We start from the raw sequence: 17,470 nt of genomic DNA, 5'->3' as shown, positions 1-17,470 counted from the left end.
TGCTTCGCCATCGCGTGGTGGTGAACTTCCAGGCCGAGGCCGAGGGCGTCAATTCCGACACGATCATCGCCAAACTTCTGGAGCACGTGCCCGGCGTTTGAGGTTCCCACAGCCGCGCGCGCTTTCATCCGGGGCGGCGCGCAGCCAACCCAGTTAGAGAAGCATCCGTTCCATGACCCAGCTGCTCGACCCAGCGACTCTGGCCAAATTGCGTCCCTTGGGGCTTCGTGCCCAGCGGATCGCCCAGGGCGTGTGGGCGGGCATGCATGCCTCCCCCAGCAAGGGCGCGAGCATCGAGTTTGCCGAGCACAAGCAGTATTCCCAGGGCGATGAACTGCGCCACCTGGACTGGAAGATCTACGGCAAGTCCGACAAGCTCTTCGTCAAACAGTTCGAGGCCGAGACCAACATCGCCGCGCTCTTCGTGCTCGATACGAGCGGATCCATGGGGTATTGCGGCGCGCAGATGTCGCCGGACATCAACCCGGCCGATGTCGATACCGGCGCCGACCGGCGCGGGCAGGATCTTGGCACCGGGCAGGTGAGCAAACTCGCCTACGCGGCCATGATGAGCGCCGGGCTCGCGCACCTGCTGCAGGGGCAGCAGGACGCCGTGGGCCTTGCCTGCGGCGCGAGCAAGCTCGATCTTTTCGTGCCGCCACGGCCGGGCCCCAAGCAGCTCGCCCAGCTCTTCCATGAACTCGAGGCCATTGAGCCCAAAGGCGAGTCGCACCTTCGCGAACTGCTGCGCCCGGTTCTGGAAGCCCACCGGCGGCGCACGCTGATTCTGCTCTTTACCGACGGATTCGACCTGACCGAGGACGACTGGGCCGCGCTGCGACAGCTTCGCTCGCGGGGGCACGAGATCTCGTTCTTCCAGATGCTCGACCCCTACGAGATGAGCTTTCCCTTCCAGAGCTGGAGCGACTTCCAGGGACTCGAAGGCGAGCAGCCCGTGCAGGTCGATCCCATGGCCCAGCGCGAGAGCTACCTGCGGCGCATCGACGCCTTTGTCGATGACGTGCGCGAGCGCTGCATCCAGAGCGAGATCAGCTACCTGCGCGTGCTAACCAGTGAGCCGGTCGACCGTCCGCTGCTGACCTACCTGCTTTCGCGAAACCGCGGGGGGGCGCGCTAGCTCATGCAGTGGTTGCATCCTTTGCTTCTGGGACTGGGCGGTCTCGCGGTGGCGGTGCCGGTGCTGTTGCACCTGATCCACCGAAAGCGCGGCGCGCAGGTGCCCTTTGCGGCGGTGCGTTTTCTCGCCGATACCGAGCTCCCTACCGCGCGCCACCTTCGGCTTCGTGATGCGCTACTGCTGCTGCTTCGCGTCCTTGCCGTGCTGCTTATCGCCCTCTGGCTCTCGCGCCCGTTTCGCGAGCTCCCGGCGACTGCATCGCAGCTTGGCGACGGGCCGGCGAGCCTCGTCATCATTTTCGACAACTCTTTCAGCATGCTCTACGAGGAATCCTCCGGTCCGCGCACTGAAGCGGCCAAGAGCGCCGCGCGCGCACTGATCGAATCGCTCAAGGAAGGCGACCGTGCCGCGCTGCTCACAATGGTGCCGAGTTCCGAACAGGTCGATCACCTGAGCACCAACCGCGAGGAGCTGCTGCAGGCGCTCTCCAATATCGAGACCAGCTACGCCCACGCCGACGGGACGGGCGCGCTTCGTAGGGCCATCGACGTGCTGCACGGCGACGTGGCAGAAGACAAGCGCATTTACGTCTTTACCGATGCCCAGCGCGGCTCCTGGAGCCCTGCCGAAGCGCCGCCCGAGGACGACCGCATCCCCGTGGTGCTGGTCGATGTGCGCTCGGAAAAAGAGTCGAGCAACCACGCCATCCTTCAGGCCGCGCTCACCGAGAGTGGAAGCGCGCAGAGCCTTGCGCAATCGGTGGAGATCGAAGTCGGCGCCTGGGGTCGCATGGGGCAGGGCGAGCTTCCGTTGGCGCTCTATGACGGTGATGACCTGCTCACGCAGGGAATCGTCTCAACGCAGAGTGCGGGCGTGCTGACCAAGACGCTCTCCTATGACTCAACCAAGGAACTCTCGCCGCGCGGCGTGCTGCGCCTTGAACCCGACGCCCTTGCCGTCGATGACACCTATTCGCTGGTGCTGCGCTCGAATCCCTCGGTAGAAGTGCTGCTCGTCGATGGTGATCCGCGACCGGTGAAGTTCTTCAGCGAGACCTACTTTCTTGAAAATGCGCTGAGCCCGACGCGCAACGCCGCCTCGCGCGTGCGGGCCACGACCATTCGCGCCGAGGCCTTCCGGGATGCGGACCTGACCAAGACCCGCGTTGTGGTGCTGGCCAACGTTTCGGCCTCCGACCTGGGGCCGGCGGGCTGGGACAAGCTCATGCGCTTTGTCGAGGAGGGCGGGGGGCTCTTCATCGGCCTTGGCGACCAGGTCGACCCGGACGAATACAACCGCGTGGCCGAATCCCTGCTGCCGGCGCGCCTTCGCCTGGCACTCGATGTCTCCTCGCGCTCTTTCTCCCAGCAGGGCGGCGAGCTCCATGCCGGGCGCCTCGCCCAAGTGGACTTTCAACACCCGGCGCTGCGCATCTTCGGTAAGGGCGAGCAGGTCGACTTCGGCAAGGCAAATTTCGAAGTTTATGTGCTCACCGAGGCCGCCGACGAGAGCAAGTCCGCCGCGCTCATGCGCTTTGGCAACGGCGCCCCGGCATTGCTGGAGGGCCGTCACGGCCGCGGCAAGGTGCTCCTGTGGACCAGCGCGCTGGACCTGCAGTGGAGCGACTTTGCGATCAAGCCGACCTACCTGCCGCTCATCCATCAGCTCGTCTATTACCTGGCCAACACGCTGCGCGATGCTGCAGCGCGGCCCTTTGTCGTGGGAGAGCGCGTGAGCCTGCGCCCGCCCACCGGCGCGCGGCGCGCACTGGTCAGCGGCCCCGGAAATCTGCGCCAGGACCTGGAAGTCCCCGCCGACGCGCCGGGGCTTCCCATCGTCTTCGAAGACACGCAGATGCCCGGCATCTATGAAGTGAGCTGGCAGAGCGAGGCCGAGACCGATGAAGCCGACTCGAAGTTCTGGTTCGCGGTGAACCTGCCGCGCGAGGAATCGGACCTGAGCGCACTCGATGCCGGCGAACTCTCGAAGCTCGTGAACCTCGAGGTGCACGGCGTCGAATCAGAGGATGGCGAGGTGGGTAGCGCCCGGGGGCTCTTCGCGCGCAGCCGCCGCGAGGAATACTGGCGCTCGGCGGCGATGACGTTGCTGGCGCTGCTACTGGCCGAGGGGCTCCTCACCGGCGTGATAGCGGGAAGGAGGCGCCGCGCATGATGAAGTTTGCGCGCTTCGCGCTTTTCTTCGGTCTGCTCTGCGCCACGCTCGTCGGCCTGAGCCCGCACGCGGCCAGCGGCTTTGGCGAGACCGCGCTCTTTCACTTCGCGCAGATCCGCTACGACGGCGGGAGCTGGAACCCCAACCCCAGTGCCGGCGCCGACCTGCTCAAGTTCTTCGGGCGCTACACCAGTGTCCGGGTGGCGCCCACGCGCCGGGACATCCGCCTCTCCGATCCCGAGCTTTTCAACTTCCCGTTCCTGTATCTCACCGGGTGCGGGCCGCTTCCCGAGTTCCCCGACGAGGAGATCCAGCGTCTTCGCCGTCATCTGGTATTCGGCGGCACGCTGCTCATGGACGACTGCCTGGCCGATCCAAACGGGGCCTTTGCAAAGAGCGCGCGCAAGTTCGTGGCACGCCTGTTTCCTAGCAACTCACTGGAGAAACTCCCACCCACCCACACGATCTTCAAAACCTACTTCCTGCTCGAGAAGATCGGGGGGCGGCACATGGCCTCTTCCCAGCTCGAAGGGGTGACAATCAACGGGCGCACCGTGCTCGTCTATTCGCCCAATGACCTGGGCGGGGCCTGGGCAAAAACCTACAGCGGCGGCTACGCCAATGACTGCACCCCGGGCGGGGAAGTGCAGCGCATGAACGCCTACAAGACCGGCCTGAACATCGCCATGTACTCGCTGACCATCGATTACAAGGACGATCAGGTGCACCTGCCGTTCATCATGAAGCGGAGGCGCTAGGGAAATGGCGCTGCTGCGACTACTGGGCATCGATGCCGGCGGCTACGACCGCTGGGAGCTGCAACTGGCCGGCGGGTTTTCCGCGCTGATCTTTGTTGCGCTCCTGCTGGCAGCGCTCGCCGCGGCACTTGCCTGGTGGCAGCTTCGCGGGCGGCTCCGCCCCTGGCGGCGCAACCTGCTGCTGGGGCTTCGCGTCGGCTTTCTTGCGCTGGCAGTGCTCCTTCTGCTTGAACCCGAGGTGCAGCTCTTGAAAACCATCCCTGTGCGCAGTCAGGTACTGGTGGGCGTCGATCGCACGCCCAGCATGGGCATCGCCGATGCCGACGGCGAAGAACGCCGGCAGGACGCGGTACGCGAGGTGTTCGAGACCGACGCGCCGTGGAAGGAACTCGAGGCAGAGCATGACGTTCGCTACCTGCTTTTCAGCGGCAGGGGTGAGGACTTCCAGGCGCAGGAAGTCAGTCGGGACCAGCTTGCCGAGGGATACGAAACCGCGGGCACGGAGACGGGCCTGGCCGCGGCGCTGGGCGACCTGGCGAGGCTCTCCCGGGAGCGAGAGACGGCCGGCACGCTGCTCATCAGCGACGGTGCCGACCTCGGCGTGCTGGGTGAGCTACAGGCCGATCCGGGCGCACTCTCGGACTTCCTGCAGCGTAACGAGCTGCTTCCAAACGGACCGCTCTCGACGGCCGTGGTCGGCGGTGAGAGCGAATTCTCCGATCTCGCCATTCGCGACGTAGTGGCCGACGAATATGGGTTCATCCGTAATCAGGTAGACGTGCAGGTGACGCTGGCTACGCAGAGCCTCTCGGCCCAGCAGGTACCGGTCACCATCACGCTCGGCGGCGAGGTGGTTGCCACCCAGACCGTGGAGCTGCCCGACGGAGACGGGGAAGTGAGCGTTCAGCTCGGCTTTTCTCCCACGCGGGTGGGGGATCTCGTCTACAGCGTCGAGGTTCCCGTGCTTGCAGGTGAGCGTCTCACCGAGAACAACCGAAAGCAGTTCAAGATCAAGATCATCCGCGATAAGGTGCGTGTGCTGCACGTGGTGGGGCGCCCGTCCTGGGACGTCCGCTTCCTGCGCCGCACGCTCAAGGAAGACCCGAACATCGATCTGGTGAGCTTCATGATTCTTCGCGAGCTTGTGCAGATCCCGTTCCGGGAGAACGAGCTGAGTCTCATCCCGTTCCCCACCGACGAGATCTTCGACGAGAAACTGCACACCTTCGACCTCGTGATCTTCCAGAACTTTCACTACAACCCGCTCTACGGGATCTCGCCCAAGCACCTGCGCAACATCCGCGACTTCGTGACCGAGGATGGCGGCGGCTTCGTGATGATCGGCGGCGAGCAGTCCTTTGTCTCGGGTCGCTTTGGCGGAACGCCCATCGAGGACGTGCTCCCGGTCAGCCTTCGTTTCTCGAACTCGCTGCTCGATGAGGGCAAGTCCATCTCGCGTGAGCGTTTTACCCCGCAGCTCGCCCAGGCCGGGCGCCTGCACCCGGTCACGCGGCTGCACTACGACCCGACACGCTCGGCGGAGATGTGGAAACGCCTGCCGCCGCTCGACGGGATGAACCGCACGGGCGATGTCGTCCCCGGCGCGGTGGCGCTGCTCACGCACCCCACGCTTCGCACCCCGAGCGGGGAACCCGCGCCCCTGGTGGCCGCCGCCAATGTGGGCAAGGGCCGCAGCCTGGCCATTGCGACCGACTCTTCCTGGTACTGGAACTTCTTCCCCGTCGACGAGGGCGGCACCAACGAGGCCTATCTCTCCTTCTGGCGAGAGGCCATCCGCTGGCTCACCCGCGACCCGGCGCTCAAACAGCTCAACGTCACGACCGACAGCTCGCGCTACCGTCCGGGCGAGCCCGTGCAGGTCGAGGTGAGCGTGCTCGATCCCGAGTACCGTCCGGTAGAAGGGGCTGAAGTCGATGTGAAGGTGCGCACCATGGACGGCGCCGAAGGCGGCAAAGAACTCTGCGCCGCGCGGGCTGAGGGCGGCGCGGACGGCCGCTACGAGACCGTGTGCAAGGCCGAGGGCACGGGCTACCTTGAGGTGCAGGTGGAGGCCAAGAAGGGCGGCGTCTCGCTCGGAACCGATGTCGCCTACATCGAGGTCATCGCCGTCAACCGCGAGTTCGAGCGCACCACGCCCAACGCGCCGCTCATGGAGCTGCTGGCTGATCTGGGCGAGGGCAGGGCGCTACGCGTGGAGGGAGGCGAGCTCTCCGACGATCCCAAAATTGTGACCGAGGAAGCCTACCGGGTCATGGGCTCTCGCGAAGTCCCGCTCTGGGACACCGCGCCCGCGCTGATCTTGCTGCTTGGACTTGCCTGCGCCGAGTGGTGGCTGCGCCGTCGCTGGGGCATGGCCTGATTACTCGGGAATCCCCAGCCGCCACTCCACGCAGATGCGGGTCGGGTTTGCCGGGCTTTCCAGATACACCTCGCCGCCAAAGGCGCGCGCGCACTCACTGACAACGTAGAGTCCCAATCCCACGCCGTCCCAGTCGCGGGTGCTCACGAAGGGATGGAAGAGCGTGGCACGAATCGACTCGTCGATGCCGACGCCCTCGTCCTCGATGGTGAGCACGATGGTGTCGCCCACCTGCTCGGCTTCCATTCGCACCGCGCCCCCGTTCTCGCGGGTCGCCTGCTCGGCGTTGGCCAGCAGGTGGTAGATGCCCAGCTCAAGTAGCTGACGCTGGGCCATGAGCGGCGCCAGCGGCGGCTTGAGCTCCACGCTCAGGCGCTCGTGCAGCGGGTGGGGGCCCTGTTCGAGCCGGCGGACGGCGCCGTCGATGGCGTCGATGAGCGAGACGGGGCGGAATTCCTGCGCGCGCATTCCCGAGAGCGTGAGCAGGCGGTCGGTGATTACCGAGATCCGCTCAACCGAGTTGCGGATGACGATAAGGCCCTCGATGATGTCGTCGCGCTGGTATTCGTCGGCGCCTTCGAGTTCTTTCACTTCCTGCGTCAGTGTTCGCAGCAGGCTGTTGGCAATGCCCAGGGGGTTGTTGATCTCGTGGGCGGCGCCGTCGACGAGGGCGGCAAGCGAGGCCAGGGACTCGGCACGGATGAGCCGCTCGCGCGTCTGGCGCAGCTCGCGCTGCTTTTCTTCCATGAGCATCCAGTAGAGCGAGGTCGCCCCCCAGCCGATCACGCCGGCGACGACCAGGGAGATGAGTGTTGTCGCTACTGGCCAGGTGCTCAGATAGAAGTCCGCGTCGGCGCTGGGCTGAAGGGGAGCAAAGCCGATGGCGCCGCTGCTCTCGAGCCAGATGACCGCCACGGCGGTGATGGCCGCGATGATCAGGTTGATCAGGCCCCAGCGGGGCCCCAGCGCGATGGTCGTGATGATGGCGCCGCCGAAAAGGGCAAAGAGCGAGGGCGTGTTGGTCGAGCCCATCAGATGGGCGAAAACCCCGCCGTGCACCTGGGTGAGAACGAGCCAGGAAATGATGAACCAGGGGGTGAGCTGGTGCCGGGCGCCCTTGCGAATCCACCAGTTGATGGCCGGGTAGGCCGCCCAGTCGAGGATCAGGACGCCGATGGTTGCGCCGCTTCCCAGCAGCAGCGGCTCGCGAAGCAGCTCGTAGTCTGTGCCGGAGAGAAAGGCCGCAGCCAGCGCGCCGAACAGCGCAAAGAGCATCGCCCAGCCGTGGATGACGGTGAAGACGAAAAAGCGGTCGGTCTCGGTGCGCTCAAGAAAGCGCAGCAGCCGCTCCAGCCAGGTGGGGTCTTGCTTGTGATGCGCCGGCACGGCACCTTTCCCCGCAGCCCTCAAGTCTGCTCTGATCCTCTGCGTAAGTATCACGTTTCCCGGGCCTGCGGCAAAGGCGGTGCTGGAGTCGGCCGGGATTGCCTGCTATTGTCAGGGGCGCTCGATCAATGCGCGGGGATGAGGGCTCCCACGTCGGCGGAGGCCCGCAACTGAGCGAAAATCCTGAAAATTTGCCGCCAAAACGCGAAACCCTGGCCGCTGCCGGAATCATTTCCATTGCGGTGATGGCCTCGCGTGTGCTGGGCGTCCTGCGCGAGAGCCTGCGCGCCGCGCTTCTTGGCGCCGGTTTCCACGGCGATGCCTTCGTGATCGCCTACCGCATTCCCAACCTGCTGCGCGATCTCTTTGCCGAGGGCGCGCTCTCGGCGGCCTTCGTTCCCACCTTTACCGACTTCCTGATGAACCGCTCGCGCGAGGAGGCCCACGCGCTGGCCGGGCTCGTGATGTCGGCGGTTTTTTTGATTACGGGCGTGCTGGCGCTGCTGGGGATCTACTTCGCCCCCGAGCTCGTCGGCCTCATCGCGCCGGGCTTTTCAGCCATCGCCGGCAAGGCGGAGTTTGCCGCGCAGCTCACGGCCATCATGATGCCCTTCCTGCCGCTCGTCGCGCTCTCGGCCGTCCTCATGGGGATGCTCAACGCCCAGCGGCGTTTCTTCGTGCCCGCGCTGGCGCCCGCGCTCTTCAATGTTGTCTCCATCATTGTCGCCATCATCCTGTGGTTTATGACCGAGGATCCGAGCGCCGCGGCGGTGGGGTGGTCCTTTGGCGTGCTGGCCGGCGGTGCCGCGCAGCTTCTGGCCCAGGTGCCCTCGCTCTGGCGGCTGCGCTACCGCTTTGTCCCGGCCCTTCGGGGGATGTTTTCCAATCCCGGCGTGCGGCGCATTGCCCGGCTCATGGCCCCGGCGGTTATCGGGCTTGGCGCGGTGCAGATCTCGATCTTCGTGAACTCCATTTTCGCCTCGCGCCTTGGAAACGGGCCGCTCTCCTGGCTCGATTACGCATTCCGCCTCTATTACCTGCCCATCGGGCTGTTTGGCGTGGCGCTGGGAACGGTGACCCAGACGAACGTGGCCGAGGATGCCGCCCGCGGCGACCGCGAGGCCCTGCGCGCGGGGCTCGCTCACTCGCTGCGCCTCGTGATGTTCCTGACCGTGCCGGCAACGATCGGGCTGATCGCGCTGGCAAGGCCCATTGTCTCGCTGCTTTTCGAGTGGGGGCGCTTTACCGCTTCGGATGCGGAGGCGACTTCCTATGTGCTCAGCGCCTACGTCTTCGGCCTTGTCGCTGTCTCGTCGGTGAAGGTGCTGGTGCCTCTTTTCTACGCGCTCGACCGGCCGAGCGTGCCGCTCATTGCGAGTGTGTGCGCAGTATGTGTGAACGTGGGGTTCAACTGGTGGTCGCATCTGGCCATCGGTGCGCCGGGTATTGCGCTGGGCATGGCGCTCGGGTCCCTTACAAACATGGCGATGCTCTTTGTTCTGGCGGGCAAGGAACTGGGCGGCTGGCGCGGGCAGGGGCTCGCGCTGTGCCTGGCCAAAACCCTGCTGGCCTCGGTGCTCATCGGTCTGCTGGCGCGCTGGGGCGCCATCCTCATCGCCTGGCTTTGGGTAGAGGGCACGGGGCCGCTTCTTGTGCGGCGTCTCACTATGGCCTTCGTTCCGATCATTGTTGCGGTGCTGGTGTACCTGCCGTATGCTCGACGGATCGGGATTGAGGAAGTCGATGATGTCGACCGGATTCTTGAAAAGATCCGGCGACGGCTGCCGGGTGGGCGTTCAGCATAGCGCGCCGCCCGAGCCGGGCGAGGGGAGGCTACGATGGTCAGCAAGGATCGCCTCAAGGGCATTCGGCTGTTTTCGGGATTCTCGGACGAGGATCTCGAGCGTGCGGCCGGGTACATGGTCGAGAAGTTCTACCCCAAGGGGGAGCCGATCATCCGCAACAAGACGATCGGCGAGGGCATTCACTTCATCTATTCGGGCAAGGTCCAGATCGTGCGTGGCGGCATCTCCAACGGGGACGTTGTGATCGCCGAGCTGGGCCCCGGCCAGCACGTGGGCGAGATGGCGCTCATCGACAACAAGCCGACCACCGCCAAGGTCATCGCCGCCGATGCGGTGGTGACCTACTTCCTCGACCGCATCAAGTATCGCACCCTGGTGGACAACCACCCGGCCGTGGCGGTGCAGATGCTCAACCATTTCTGCAAGAGTTTCTGCGAGCGCCTGCGCGCGACCAACGATCTGCTCATCGATGAAAAACAGATGAACAAGAGCCTTGCCGCCCGTCTCGAAGTTGACGCCTGAGCTGCCCTGAAAGCGCTCCGGAACTGTTTGCTCGTGCGAGCGGCGCCCTGCTAGACTTGCGCCACTACATCGGCGGATGGCCACTTGGCCCCCGATTCAGCCCCAATGGGCCTGTTTTGAGCGCTTTGCCCCTCCGACTGACCCGACGCAAGGACCCATTCTCGATGAGCGATCTTCAAAAGCTGCGCACCGAACTCCAGGACAAGTTTGTCGAGCGCGACGAGGTGATTGACGGTACCCTGACGGCCATTCTCGCCCGCCAGCATGTGCTGATGATCGGCCCCCCGGGGACGGCCAAGAGCATGCTCGCCAGCGAGCTGTGCAACCGTTTTCCCGGTACGAACTTTTTCGAGTGGTTGCTGACCAAGTTTTCCACCCCCGAGGAAATTTTCGGCCCGGTGAGCCTGCAGGCGCTCGAGCGTGACGAGTATCTGCGCATCACGACCGACAAGCTACCCGAGGCTCACGTCGCCTTTCTCGACGAAATCTTCAAGGCCAACAGCTCGATCCTCAATGCGCTTCTTTCGCTCATAAACGAGCGCAAGTTTCACAATGGCGGCAAGCCCCAGGACGCGCCGCTGATCTCGCTGATCGGCGCATCCAACGAACTGCCCGACGAGGAAGAACTCGGCGCTCTCTACGACCGTTTTCTCGTGCGCTTTCTGGTGGACTACATCGAGGACGACGCCAATTTCGTGACCATGCTCTCGGGAACAAACGGCAAGAAGGCTACGCAAATTCCGCTCAAGGACCTGCAGGGAATGCAGGCCGAAGTGGAGTCGCTTCGCGTGCCTGAGTTGATCGTCGACCTGATCGTGCAGATCCGCAACAAGCTGCGCAAGGAAAACGTGATTGCCTCGGACCGCCGCTATCACGACGCCATCAGCCTGCTGCGGGCGCGCGCGTATCTCGAAGGCCGCAGCGAGGTGATCGATTCGGACCTTGTCATTCTGGCCAACGTGCTCTGGAACACGCCCGAGGAGATTCGGATCGTCGAGAACATCGTCTACGACCTGGCCAATCCCTTCGAGCGGCGCGCCGAAGAGTTCCTCAAGCAAGCCGAGGAGATCATGGCCTACGCCCAGCGCGACTGGACCGACGCCGACGAGCGGACGAAGGCCGGCATCGAGGCGCACACGAAGTTCAAGAAGATTCAATCCCGCATCGCCGACGTGGTGCGGCGCGTCCAGCAGGAAGGCCGCTCTCTGGGGCGGATCGACGAGGTGCGCCTCCAGGTCGAGGCCATGCACAACAACATCCTTGAGAACTGCCTGGGTCTCGAAGACGCGAGGTAGTTGCTGCGCATCGCGCGCGGCCTGAAACAGCAATGGCCTACGTCCCCAAGAAGCCCGATCGCGTGAGACGGCCATTCGAGCCCGAGCAACCGCCCGAGGCTCTGCCTCTGCATGCCCACAACGTCGAGAACGACGCATTCGACCGCGCCATGTTCAACGAGATGCTCGAGGACTCGCCGGTTCTCCAGGGGCTCGTAGAGCGTGGCGGAACGGTGTTCACGCCCTTTGGCGCGCTGCTGCAGGACATCTTTTCCTCGCTCTACAAATACAACATCAAGCTGAACGCCCGCGATGACATGGTGCGCAGCAACCTGCAGAACCGCAGTTACGTCGAGCAGATTCTCGAGCGCCCCGAGTATCAGCAGCTCCGAAAATTCACGATTCTCAATGAGCCCGCCGCGGCCATTGGCGCAACCAGTCTGGCTCAGCACGTGCTGGCAGAGATCGAAAAGCGTGTTGCCGATGAGGCCAACGATCTGGCCGACCAGGAGCAGAGCCTGCAGGATGCGGCCGAGGAGCTTGAAGCACTGCAGGACCTTCTCGAGCGCATGCAGGACCAGCCGCTTGAGGACGAGATCCGCGAGCGCCTCGAAGCCGCGCAGGAACAATACGATCAGGCCCAGGCCGAATACGACGAGCAGGCGCAGGATTTTGACGAGTCCTCGCAGGACATGCAGGACATGGTCGAGCGCAGCATCGAGCAGGGTTATGAGCAGGCGCTTGAAGATCTGCAGGAGAACATGCAACTCATGGAGGGCTTTGGCGACGAAGCCGGCGCCATGCAGCGGCTCTCCATCAATCAGCGCCTGATGCTGGCCAAGAAGCTGCGCGGTTCGGAAAAGCTCAAGAAGCTCGCGAAGATGGTCGGCAAGTTCAAGCGCCTCGCGCTGGCCCAGCAGAAAAAGCGTGAGCAGGACCAGTACGAAGAGATGTACGACGTGATGATGGGCAACGAGATCTCGCGGCTCATTCCCACGGAGCTTGTGGCGCTCAAGCATCCGGTGCTGCGCAAGGACTTCAAGCGCCGCTATCTGGAGGGAAAGCTTCTCCAGTACAACATCCGCGGCGAAGACGAGAAGGGCAAGGGCGCCCTGGTGGTCTGCATCGACGGTTCGTACTCCATGGAAGGCGAAAAGGAACTCTGGAGCAAGGCCGTCACGCTGGCGCTGCTGGACATCGCCACGCGCCAGAAACGCGACTTCCGCGCGATCCACTTCGGTTCCAAGAAAGACCCGCTCAAGCTGATGGAGTTCCCCAAGGGTGAGCGCCCCGAGGAGCGGCTCGAAAAGATCGAGTTGCTGGCTGAGTATTTCATCGGCGGCGGCACCGACTTCGAGAAGCCGTTACAGGCAGCCATTCACAGTCTGGAAGAGGGTTCCAAGCAACGCGGCGACATCGTGTTCATTACCGACGGTGACTGCGTGGTCAGCCCGCGCTGGCTTGCCGATTTCAAGCGCGCGAAAGAGCGCATGGAAGTCAGCGTTTTCAGCATCCTGGTGGACATGGGAATCAACACGCCGGCGACGGTGCGTGAGTTTTCCGACAAGGTGACCTCTGTGTCGCGCCTCACAAGTGAGGAGGTCAAGGACATCTTTGCCTCCCTCTAGTCACGCAACGGCCCGCTCAATCGCATTGACTCAACCGGACAGGGGCGCCAGACTTTCATAACGGTCGGGATCGGCGGGCCCTCAGCCTGCCAGGGACGTTCGGACTGCATCGAGGTTTGGCAAAGCAATGAGTGATGAACGGCGCGATTACCCGCGCGCGGATTCGCGGCTGACGGTCAAGTTCAAGAGCCCCAAGGCTTTTCTGCAGCAATATACCGAGAACATCTCCAAGGGCGGTCTGTTCATTCAGATGGACAAAGTTCCGCCCGTGGGGACCGAGCTCAAACTGGTTATTCACCTTCCCATGACCCGGCGCGAGGTCGAAGTAACCGGCACGGTGCAACACCACCGGCCCTCCGACGGCAACGAAGCGCCGGGCATCGGCGTGAAGTTCACCGACGTCGACCTTGATGCGCTCAAGATGATCGACGCCTACGTCACAGCAATTCTGGAAAAACAGGCCAAGGGACGGCTCTAGGAGAAGCGGGTTTGGCTTGCCAAACCCATGTCAGCCCTGCGGCCGGATGGGGACCTTGAGAGCTTCGCGCGCATCCATGCGGGCAAAAGCCCTGGGGAGCTGCTCAAGGCTCATGGGCACGTCGAGCAACGCGCGCAGTGACTCGCCGCCGGGGCCGGAGAGCACCTTGAGCGCCTCGCGCAGGTGGCGCGGAGTGTTGTGAAAAACGCCCATCAGGGTGATCGCGTCGTAGTGAATACGCTCAGTATCGAAGGTGACGCTGGTGTCCTTTGCGCAGCCGCCAAACAGCAGCACCCGGCCGCCTTTTCGCGCCATGTCCACCGCGTCGTTCCATGCCTCGGGGCGGCCCACCGCTTCAATGACGGCGTCGGCGCCGTGGGACTCTCCGCTCTGCTTGGCCAGCCACTGGCGCGCGTCTTTCCCCTCATGCCGGTTGAGCGTCGCGGTCGCGCCGAGCTGGCGCGCCACTTCAAGCCGCCGGTCGCTGCCGCCGATAACGCAGATCTTTGCCCCGGCCAGCGCGGCCGCCGTCACAAACATGAGCCCGATGCCGCCATCACCCAGCAGCACAATCGTCTCACCGGCGGTGATACCGATCTTTTCGGCGCCATGGAGCACGCAGGCGAGCGGCTCGCTCATGGCGGCCAGATCGTAGGAAAGCCCCTCTGGAATGTGGAGCAGGTTCTTGGCCACCAGGCGCGCCGGGATGTTCACGCGCTCGGCATAGGTGCCGTTCAAAAAGAGCAGGTCCTCGCAGAGGGAGGGGTCGCCTTTCTTGCAGTAGAAACACTCCCCGCAGGGAGCGGAATTGTTCCAGACCACGCGGTCCCCGACGGAGAATTCGCCAACACCCTCACCCAGCGCGCAGACCTCACCGGCGCCTTCGTGCCCGAACAGGCACGGGGCCTTGAGCATCCGGGCGTGGCCGCCGCGGTGGAAGACCTTCAAATCCGTCCCGCAAGTCGTTGCCGTGTGCACGCGCACCTGAACCTCACCCGGAGCTGGTGAGGGGAGTTCGACCTCCGTGATCTCCACCTGATCGGCGCCCAGCAGGCGCACCGCGCGCATCAGGCGGTGCCTCCTGCTGTCGCGCTGTCGGGGTGAATCAGAATCTTGTAGGTCGTGGGGTCGGGATTGGTGGCCAGCGTGATCGCCTCGGAGAGCTGGGAGAGCGCGAAGCGATGGCTCACGAGCGGCTCGGTTTTCACGCGCCCGGAGAAAATCAGATCGGCGGCAACCTGCTGGAGCTTGAACGAGGAGGAATAGCTTCCAATGAGATCAATCTCCCGGGCGTAAATGATGTTGGGATCGAGTTCGAGCTTCGTCCCGGGAGGGAATTCGGCAAAGAGCAGGATGCGCCCGCCCTTGCGGGTGAGCTCGATCGCCGCCCGCGCGGCCGGCACGCTGGGAACCGCGACCATGGTTGCATCGACGCCGTACCCCTCGGTGGCTTCACTGATCTTGCCTGCGAGTTTCTCATCATTGGCCAGGAAGGTGTGGGCAGCGCCAAGAGTGGCGGCCAGCTCCAGTCGCTTTTCGATGAGGTCGGTGACGATGGGGAAGGTGCCGTAGCTTACCAGCGCCTGGGTGAAGAGCAGCCCCATAGGGCCCGCGCCCTGGACGAGCACGCGCTCGCCCGGGACAATGCGCGCCTTGTCGAGGGCTTTGATTACGCAGTTGAGCGGCTCGACGAAGCTCGCGGCCTCGTAGCTCACACCCTCGGGAACGGGGATCACGCCGTGGCGGGCAATGTGCGGCGGGATGCGCACGTATTCGGCAAAACCGCCGCCGGCCGGTTCAAAGCCCGCGGTGGTGGTGACGTTCTTGTAGGTCGGGCACATGGAGTAGCTGCCGCTCAGACAATATCGGCAACCCATGCACGGGATGTGATGGTGAAAGACGACGCGCTGCCCGACGCTCACGTGGGAGACGCCTTCGCCGATGCGCTCGACTTCACCGGTGGTTTCGTGGCCGAAGATGCGCGGGGCATCCTGCAGGCCGTAATGAATTTTCTTGATGTCCGACTGGCAAAGGCCGCACACGTGAACGCGCACGAGGATCTCACCCGCCTCGATGTTCGGCACGGGGACATCCTCGTATCTCACGTCATCCCTGCCGCGGTAGACGGCGGCTTTCATCATCGCTTCGGCCATGGGGCTAAATCCTGAGAATTTTCATTCATTTACGCGGCTATTTGACGCGCCGGGTCGCGCGATCCCATCGCCGGTGCCTCGACGTTACAACAGTGCGCAGGAGGCGGCAAAGGGCTCGTCTCTGCCCGTTTTCGCGGCAACCAGCGCCTGCAGTGAGCACAATTAAATCAGGCTATTTGCGAAAAAGCGCGACGCGCTGCGCAACGGAATTCAATGAACTTGGTGATTTAGCTCAACGCGCGTTTCCTGTGGCCGTTGGATCATAAAGACAAGGAAATGCACTTTTCGTTGGCTGGCAGGTACGGATTTTGTAGAATGATGAAAGTAGGAGTTTGAGGAGGAGGGCGGCCGGCAGCGTCAGCACAGTGCAGAAGGAGTCCAACATGGCGAGTCTTCAGATTCCTGAGGTGATCCCCATCTTCCCTTTGCCAGGAACAGTCCTGCTTCCCAGTGAGGTTCTTCCCCTTCACGTCTTCGAACCACGCTATCGCCAGATGGTTCGTGACTCCCTTGATGGCAGCCGTGTCATCGGCATCACCCAGCTCAACAAGGGCTACGAATCCAGCTACTACGAGCAGCCCGGCGTCAATCCGGTGGGCTGCGCGGGCGTGATTGCCCAGCATCAGTCGCTGCCCGACGGGCGCTACCTGATCGTGCTGGTGGGCGCGCAGCGCTTCCGCATCAACCGCGAGGTTGAAGCATCCACCCTGTATCGGCAGGTACGCGTGGACCACTGCCCCATGCAGGCAAGCCCCCAGGAACGCCAGGGCGTGATGGAGCTGCGCCAGGGCCTCGTCCATGAACTGCCGATTCTGCTGGCGCAGCTTCGCGGCGAGAGCGTGAACGAGAACGACCTGCACAAGCTCGACGACAATCAGCTCGTGGCCATTGCATCGCAAATCCTCCAGCTCGATCCGGGTGAGAAGCAGCAGATGCTCGAAGCCGAGACCATCATCGATCGCTACGTCACACTGCACGAAGCCCTCAACACCGCGCGCATGGCCTTTGGTTACGCGCGCAGCCAGGTGGATCCAAGCACGCTGAACTAGCTCACTTTTGAATTGTCCCTACGAAAACGGGCCCCGCTTTGCGGGGCCCGTTTTTTGTTCGTGGAAGGAAATCGCTTACTTCGTCTCGGGGTAGACCTGCAGGTAGGGTTTCACTTCATAGGAAGCGAAGATCCCCTCGCGCACGTAAGGGTCGCCCGCGGCAATCCGGTCGGCCTCGGCCTGATCAGCGGCGTCGATGATGACCAGGCTGCCGGTCTTGTCGGTAAAGGGGCCGGCGATCACGAGCTTGCCCGCGTCGAGCAGCTTGCGCAGCCCGGCAAGGTGTTCCTCGCGGTGAATGGGGCGCAGCTCCTGCGCCTTGTCGCTGTCGTGGCCGATGATGACGAAAAGCATGCGTGTTCTCCGTTCAGTTCAGGCGGCGGCGAGGGCCCAGGCCCTCTACCGGGCGGCGTCCGGCAAAGCCGTCGCCCACCCCGTGCCAGAACAGGATCTCGGGCTCCCCGTGCTGCCAGCAGAGGAGGATGTCCTCGCCCTCGCGGCGCGAGTAGAAATCCACGAGTCCGGCGTCCAGGTCCTTGACCACGCAGCCAGACTCCTCGATCCGGTCCACCTCGCTGTTGAGCAGCTCGACCAGCTCGGCCACCCGCTCGCGCAGCTTTGCCAGCCGGGGCGGGAGGTCCACTTCCTCAGCCAGCAGGGATTCCACGTCTTCGAGGCCGCTCTCGGCGAGCTGGTCGCAGAGGGTCTCGAGCTCGTCGCGGTAGAC

15 protein-coding genes are annotated in these 17,470 nt (G+C 63.9%); 10 read left to right on the top strand and 5 right to left on the bottom strand.

Annotation, left to right across the window (positions count from 1 at the left end; genetic code table 11):
* Positions 1-172: 172 nt before the first annotated feature.
* The 4 genes from KDH09_05825 to KDH09_05810 are packed head-to-tail and all read left to right on the top strand — an operon-like array spanning position 173 to position 6,448.
* A complete protein-coding gene (locus KDH09_05825; GenBank protein MCB0219196.1) occupies positions 173-1,138 on the top strand; it encodes a DUF58 domain-containing protein in 966 nt (321 codons plus the stop codon).
* Positions 1,139-1,141: 3 nt separating this feature from the next.
* Positions 1,142-3,310, top strand: coding sequence for a BatA and WFA domain-containing protein (locus KDH09_05820; protein MCB0219195.1), 2,169 nt, complete (start codon positions 1,142-1,144; stop codon positions 3,308-3,310).
* Positions 3,307-4,068 carry a DUF4159 domain-containing protein gene (locus KDH09_05815; protein MCB0219194.1) on the top strand — a complete coding sequence of 254 codons (762 nt, stop codon included), beginning with the start codon at positions 3,307-3,309 and terminating at the stop codon, positions 4,066-4,068. The genes KDH09_05820 and KDH09_05815 overlap by 4 nt, the downstream gene beginning before the upstream one ends.
* A 4-nt stretch (positions 4,069-4,072) precedes the next feature.
* Entirely contained in the window at positions 4,073-6,448 is a 2,376-nt protein-coding gene (locus KDH09_05810; protein MCB0219193.1) for a hypothetical protein, read from the top strand.
* On the opposite strand, the gene KDH09_05805 is transcribed toward KDH09_05810, so the two are convergent.
* A complete protein-coding gene (locus KDH09_05805; protein ID MCB0219192.1) occupies positions 6,449-7,834 on the bottom strand; it encodes a hypothetical protein in 1,386 nt (461 codons plus the stop codon).
* A 128-nt stretch (positions 7,835-7,962) separates the two neighbouring features.
* Between KDH09_05805 and murJ the strand changes: the two genes are divergently transcribed.
* The 5 genes from murJ (at position 7,963) to KDH09_05780 (ending at position 13,541) form a co-directional block, all read left to right on the top strand.
* Positions 7,963-9,639 carry a murein biosynthesis integral membrane protein MurJ gene (murJ, locus tag KDH09_05800; protein ID MCB0219191.1) on the top strand — a complete coding sequence of 559 codons (1,677 nt, stop codon included), beginning with the start codon at positions 7,963-7,965 and terminating at the stop codon, positions 9,637-9,639.
* A 33-nt stretch (positions 9,640-9,672) separates the two neighbouring features.
* Positions 9,673-10,161: a cyclic nucleotide-binding domain-containing protein gene (locus tag KDH09_05795; protein MCB0219190.1), complete on the top strand. Its 489-nt coding sequence runs from the start codon at positions 9,673-9,675 to the stop codon at positions 10,159-10,161.
* Positions 10,162-10,325: 164 nt separating this feature from the next.
* The gene (locus KDH09_05790) at positions 10,326-11,456 is read left to right on the top strand and encodes an AAA family ATPase (GenBank protein MCB0219189.1); all 1,131 of its coding nucleotides are present in this window, start codon (positions 10,326-10,328) and stop codon (positions 11,454-11,456) included.
* 32 nt (positions 11,457-11,488) lie between these two features.
* Complete coding sequence (locus tag KDH09_05785) at positions 11,489-13,063, top strand: VWA domain-containing protein (GenBank protein ID MCB0219188.1); 1,575 nt, start codon at positions 11,489-11,491, stop codon at positions 13,061-13,063.
* Between the two features lie 127 nt (positions 13,064-13,190).
* Positions 13,191-13,541 (top strand): TIGR02266 family protein, encoded by a 351-nt coding sequence (locus KDH09_05780; protein MCB0219187.1) that lies wholly within the window; start codon positions 13,191-13,193, stop codon positions 13,539-13,541.
* 30 nt (positions 13,542-13,571) lie between these two features.
* Here KDH09_05780 and KDH09_05775 read toward each other — a convergent pair whose 3' ends face one another.
* Both KDH09_05775 and KDH09_05770 read right to left on the bottom strand, forming a co-directional pair.
* Positions 13,572-14,609: a zinc-binding dehydrogenase gene (locus KDH09_05775; protein MCB0219186.1), complete on the bottom strand. Its 1,038-nt coding sequence runs from the start codon at positions 14,607-14,609 to the stop codon at positions 13,572-13,574.
* Complete coding sequence (locus KDH09_05770) at positions 14,609-15,679, bottom strand: alcohol dehydrogenase catalytic domain-containing protein (GenBank protein ID MCB0219185.1); 1,071 nt, start codon at positions 15,677-15,679, stop codon at positions 14,609-14,611. Before KDH09_05770 ends, KDH09_05775 begins: the two co-directional genes overlap by 1 nt.
* A gap of 398 nt (positions 15,680-16,077) precedes the next feature.
* Between KDH09_05770 and KDH09_05765 the strand changes: the two genes are divergently transcribed.
* On the top strand, positions 16,078-16,743 hold the full coding sequence (locus tag KDH09_05765; protein MCB0219184.1) for an LON peptidase substrate-binding domain-containing protein: 666 nt from the start codon (positions 16,078-16,080) through the stop codon (positions 16,741-16,743).
* Positions 16,744-16,818: 75 nt separating this feature from the next.
* Here the strand turns inward: KDH09_05765 and KDH09_05760 are convergent, their stop codons facing one another.
* Entirely contained in the window at positions 16,819-17,097 is a 279-nt protein-coding gene (locus KDH09_05760; GenBank protein MCB0219183.1) for a hypothetical protein, read from the bottom strand.
* Positions 17,098-17,110: 13 nt separating this feature from the next.
* On the bottom strand, positions 17,111-17,470 hold a 360-nt coding region (locus tag KDH09_05755), incomplete at its 5' end, for a DUF2203 domain-containing protein (protein MCB0219182.1).

It is taken from the genome of Chrysiogenia bacterium (assembly GCA_020434085.1).
GTDB lineage: Bacteria > JAGRBM01 > JAGRBM01 > JAGRBM01 > JAGRBM01 > JAGRBM01.
Note: the sequence above shows the minus strand (reverse complement) of the source record. Positions and strands in the feature narration are given on the sequence as shown.

Excerpts from the sequence above, each read along its gene's own strand:
- KDH09_05780 (MCB0219187.1), top strand. The coding sequence starts at position 13,191 with ATGAGTGATGAACGGCGCGATTACCCGCGCGCGGATTCGCGGCTGACG.
- KDH09_05790 (MCB0219189.1), top strand. The coding sequence starts at position 10,326 with ATGAGCGATCTTCAAAAGCTGCGCACCGAACTCCAGGACAAGTTTGTC.
- KDH09_05810 (MCB0219193.1), top strand. The coding sequence starts at position 4,073 with ATGGCGCTGCTGCGACTACTGGGCATCGATGCCGGCGGCTACGACCGC.
- KDH09_05815 (MCB0219194.1), top strand. The coding sequence starts at position 3,307 with ATGATGAAGTTTGCGCGCTTCGCGCTTTTCTTCGGTCTGCTCTGCGCC.
- KDH09_05825 (MCB0219196.1), top strand. The coding sequence starts at position 173 with ATGACCCAGCTGCTCGACCCAGCGACTCTGGCCAAATTGCGTCCCTTG.
- KDH09_05775 (MCB0219186.1), bottom strand. The coding sequence starts at position 14,609 with ATGCGCGCGGTGCGCCTGCTGGGCGCCGATCAGGTGGAGATCACGGAG.
- KDH09_05765 (MCB0219184.1), top strand. The coding sequence starts at position 16,078 with ATGGCGAGTCTTCAGATTCCTGAGGTGATCCCCATCTTCCCTTTGCCA.
- KDH09_05770 (MCB0219185.1), bottom strand. The coding sequence starts at position 15,679 with ATGAAAGCCGCCGTCTACCGCGGCAGGGATGACGTGAGATACGAGGAT.
- KDH09_05820 (MCB0219195.1), top strand. The coding sequence starts at position 1,142 with ATGCAGTGGTTGCATCCTTTGCTTCTGGGACTGGGCGGTCTCGCGGTG.
- murJ (MCB0219191.1), top strand. The coding sequence starts at position 7,963 with ATGCGCGGGGATGAGGGCTCCCACGTCGGCGGAGGCCCGCAACTGAGC.
- KDH09_05785 (MCB0219188.1), top strand. The coding sequence starts at position 11,489 with ATGGCCTACGTCCCCAAGAAGCCCGATCGCGTGAGACGGCCATTCGAG.
- KDH09_05795 (MCB0219190.1), top strand. The coding sequence starts at position 9,673 with ATGGTCAGCAAGGATCGCCTCAAGGGCATTCGGCTGTTTTCGGGATTC.
- KDH09_05760 (MCB0219183.1), bottom strand. The coding sequence starts at position 17,097 with ATGCTTTTCGTCATCATCGGCCACGACAGCGACAAGGCGCAGGAGCTG.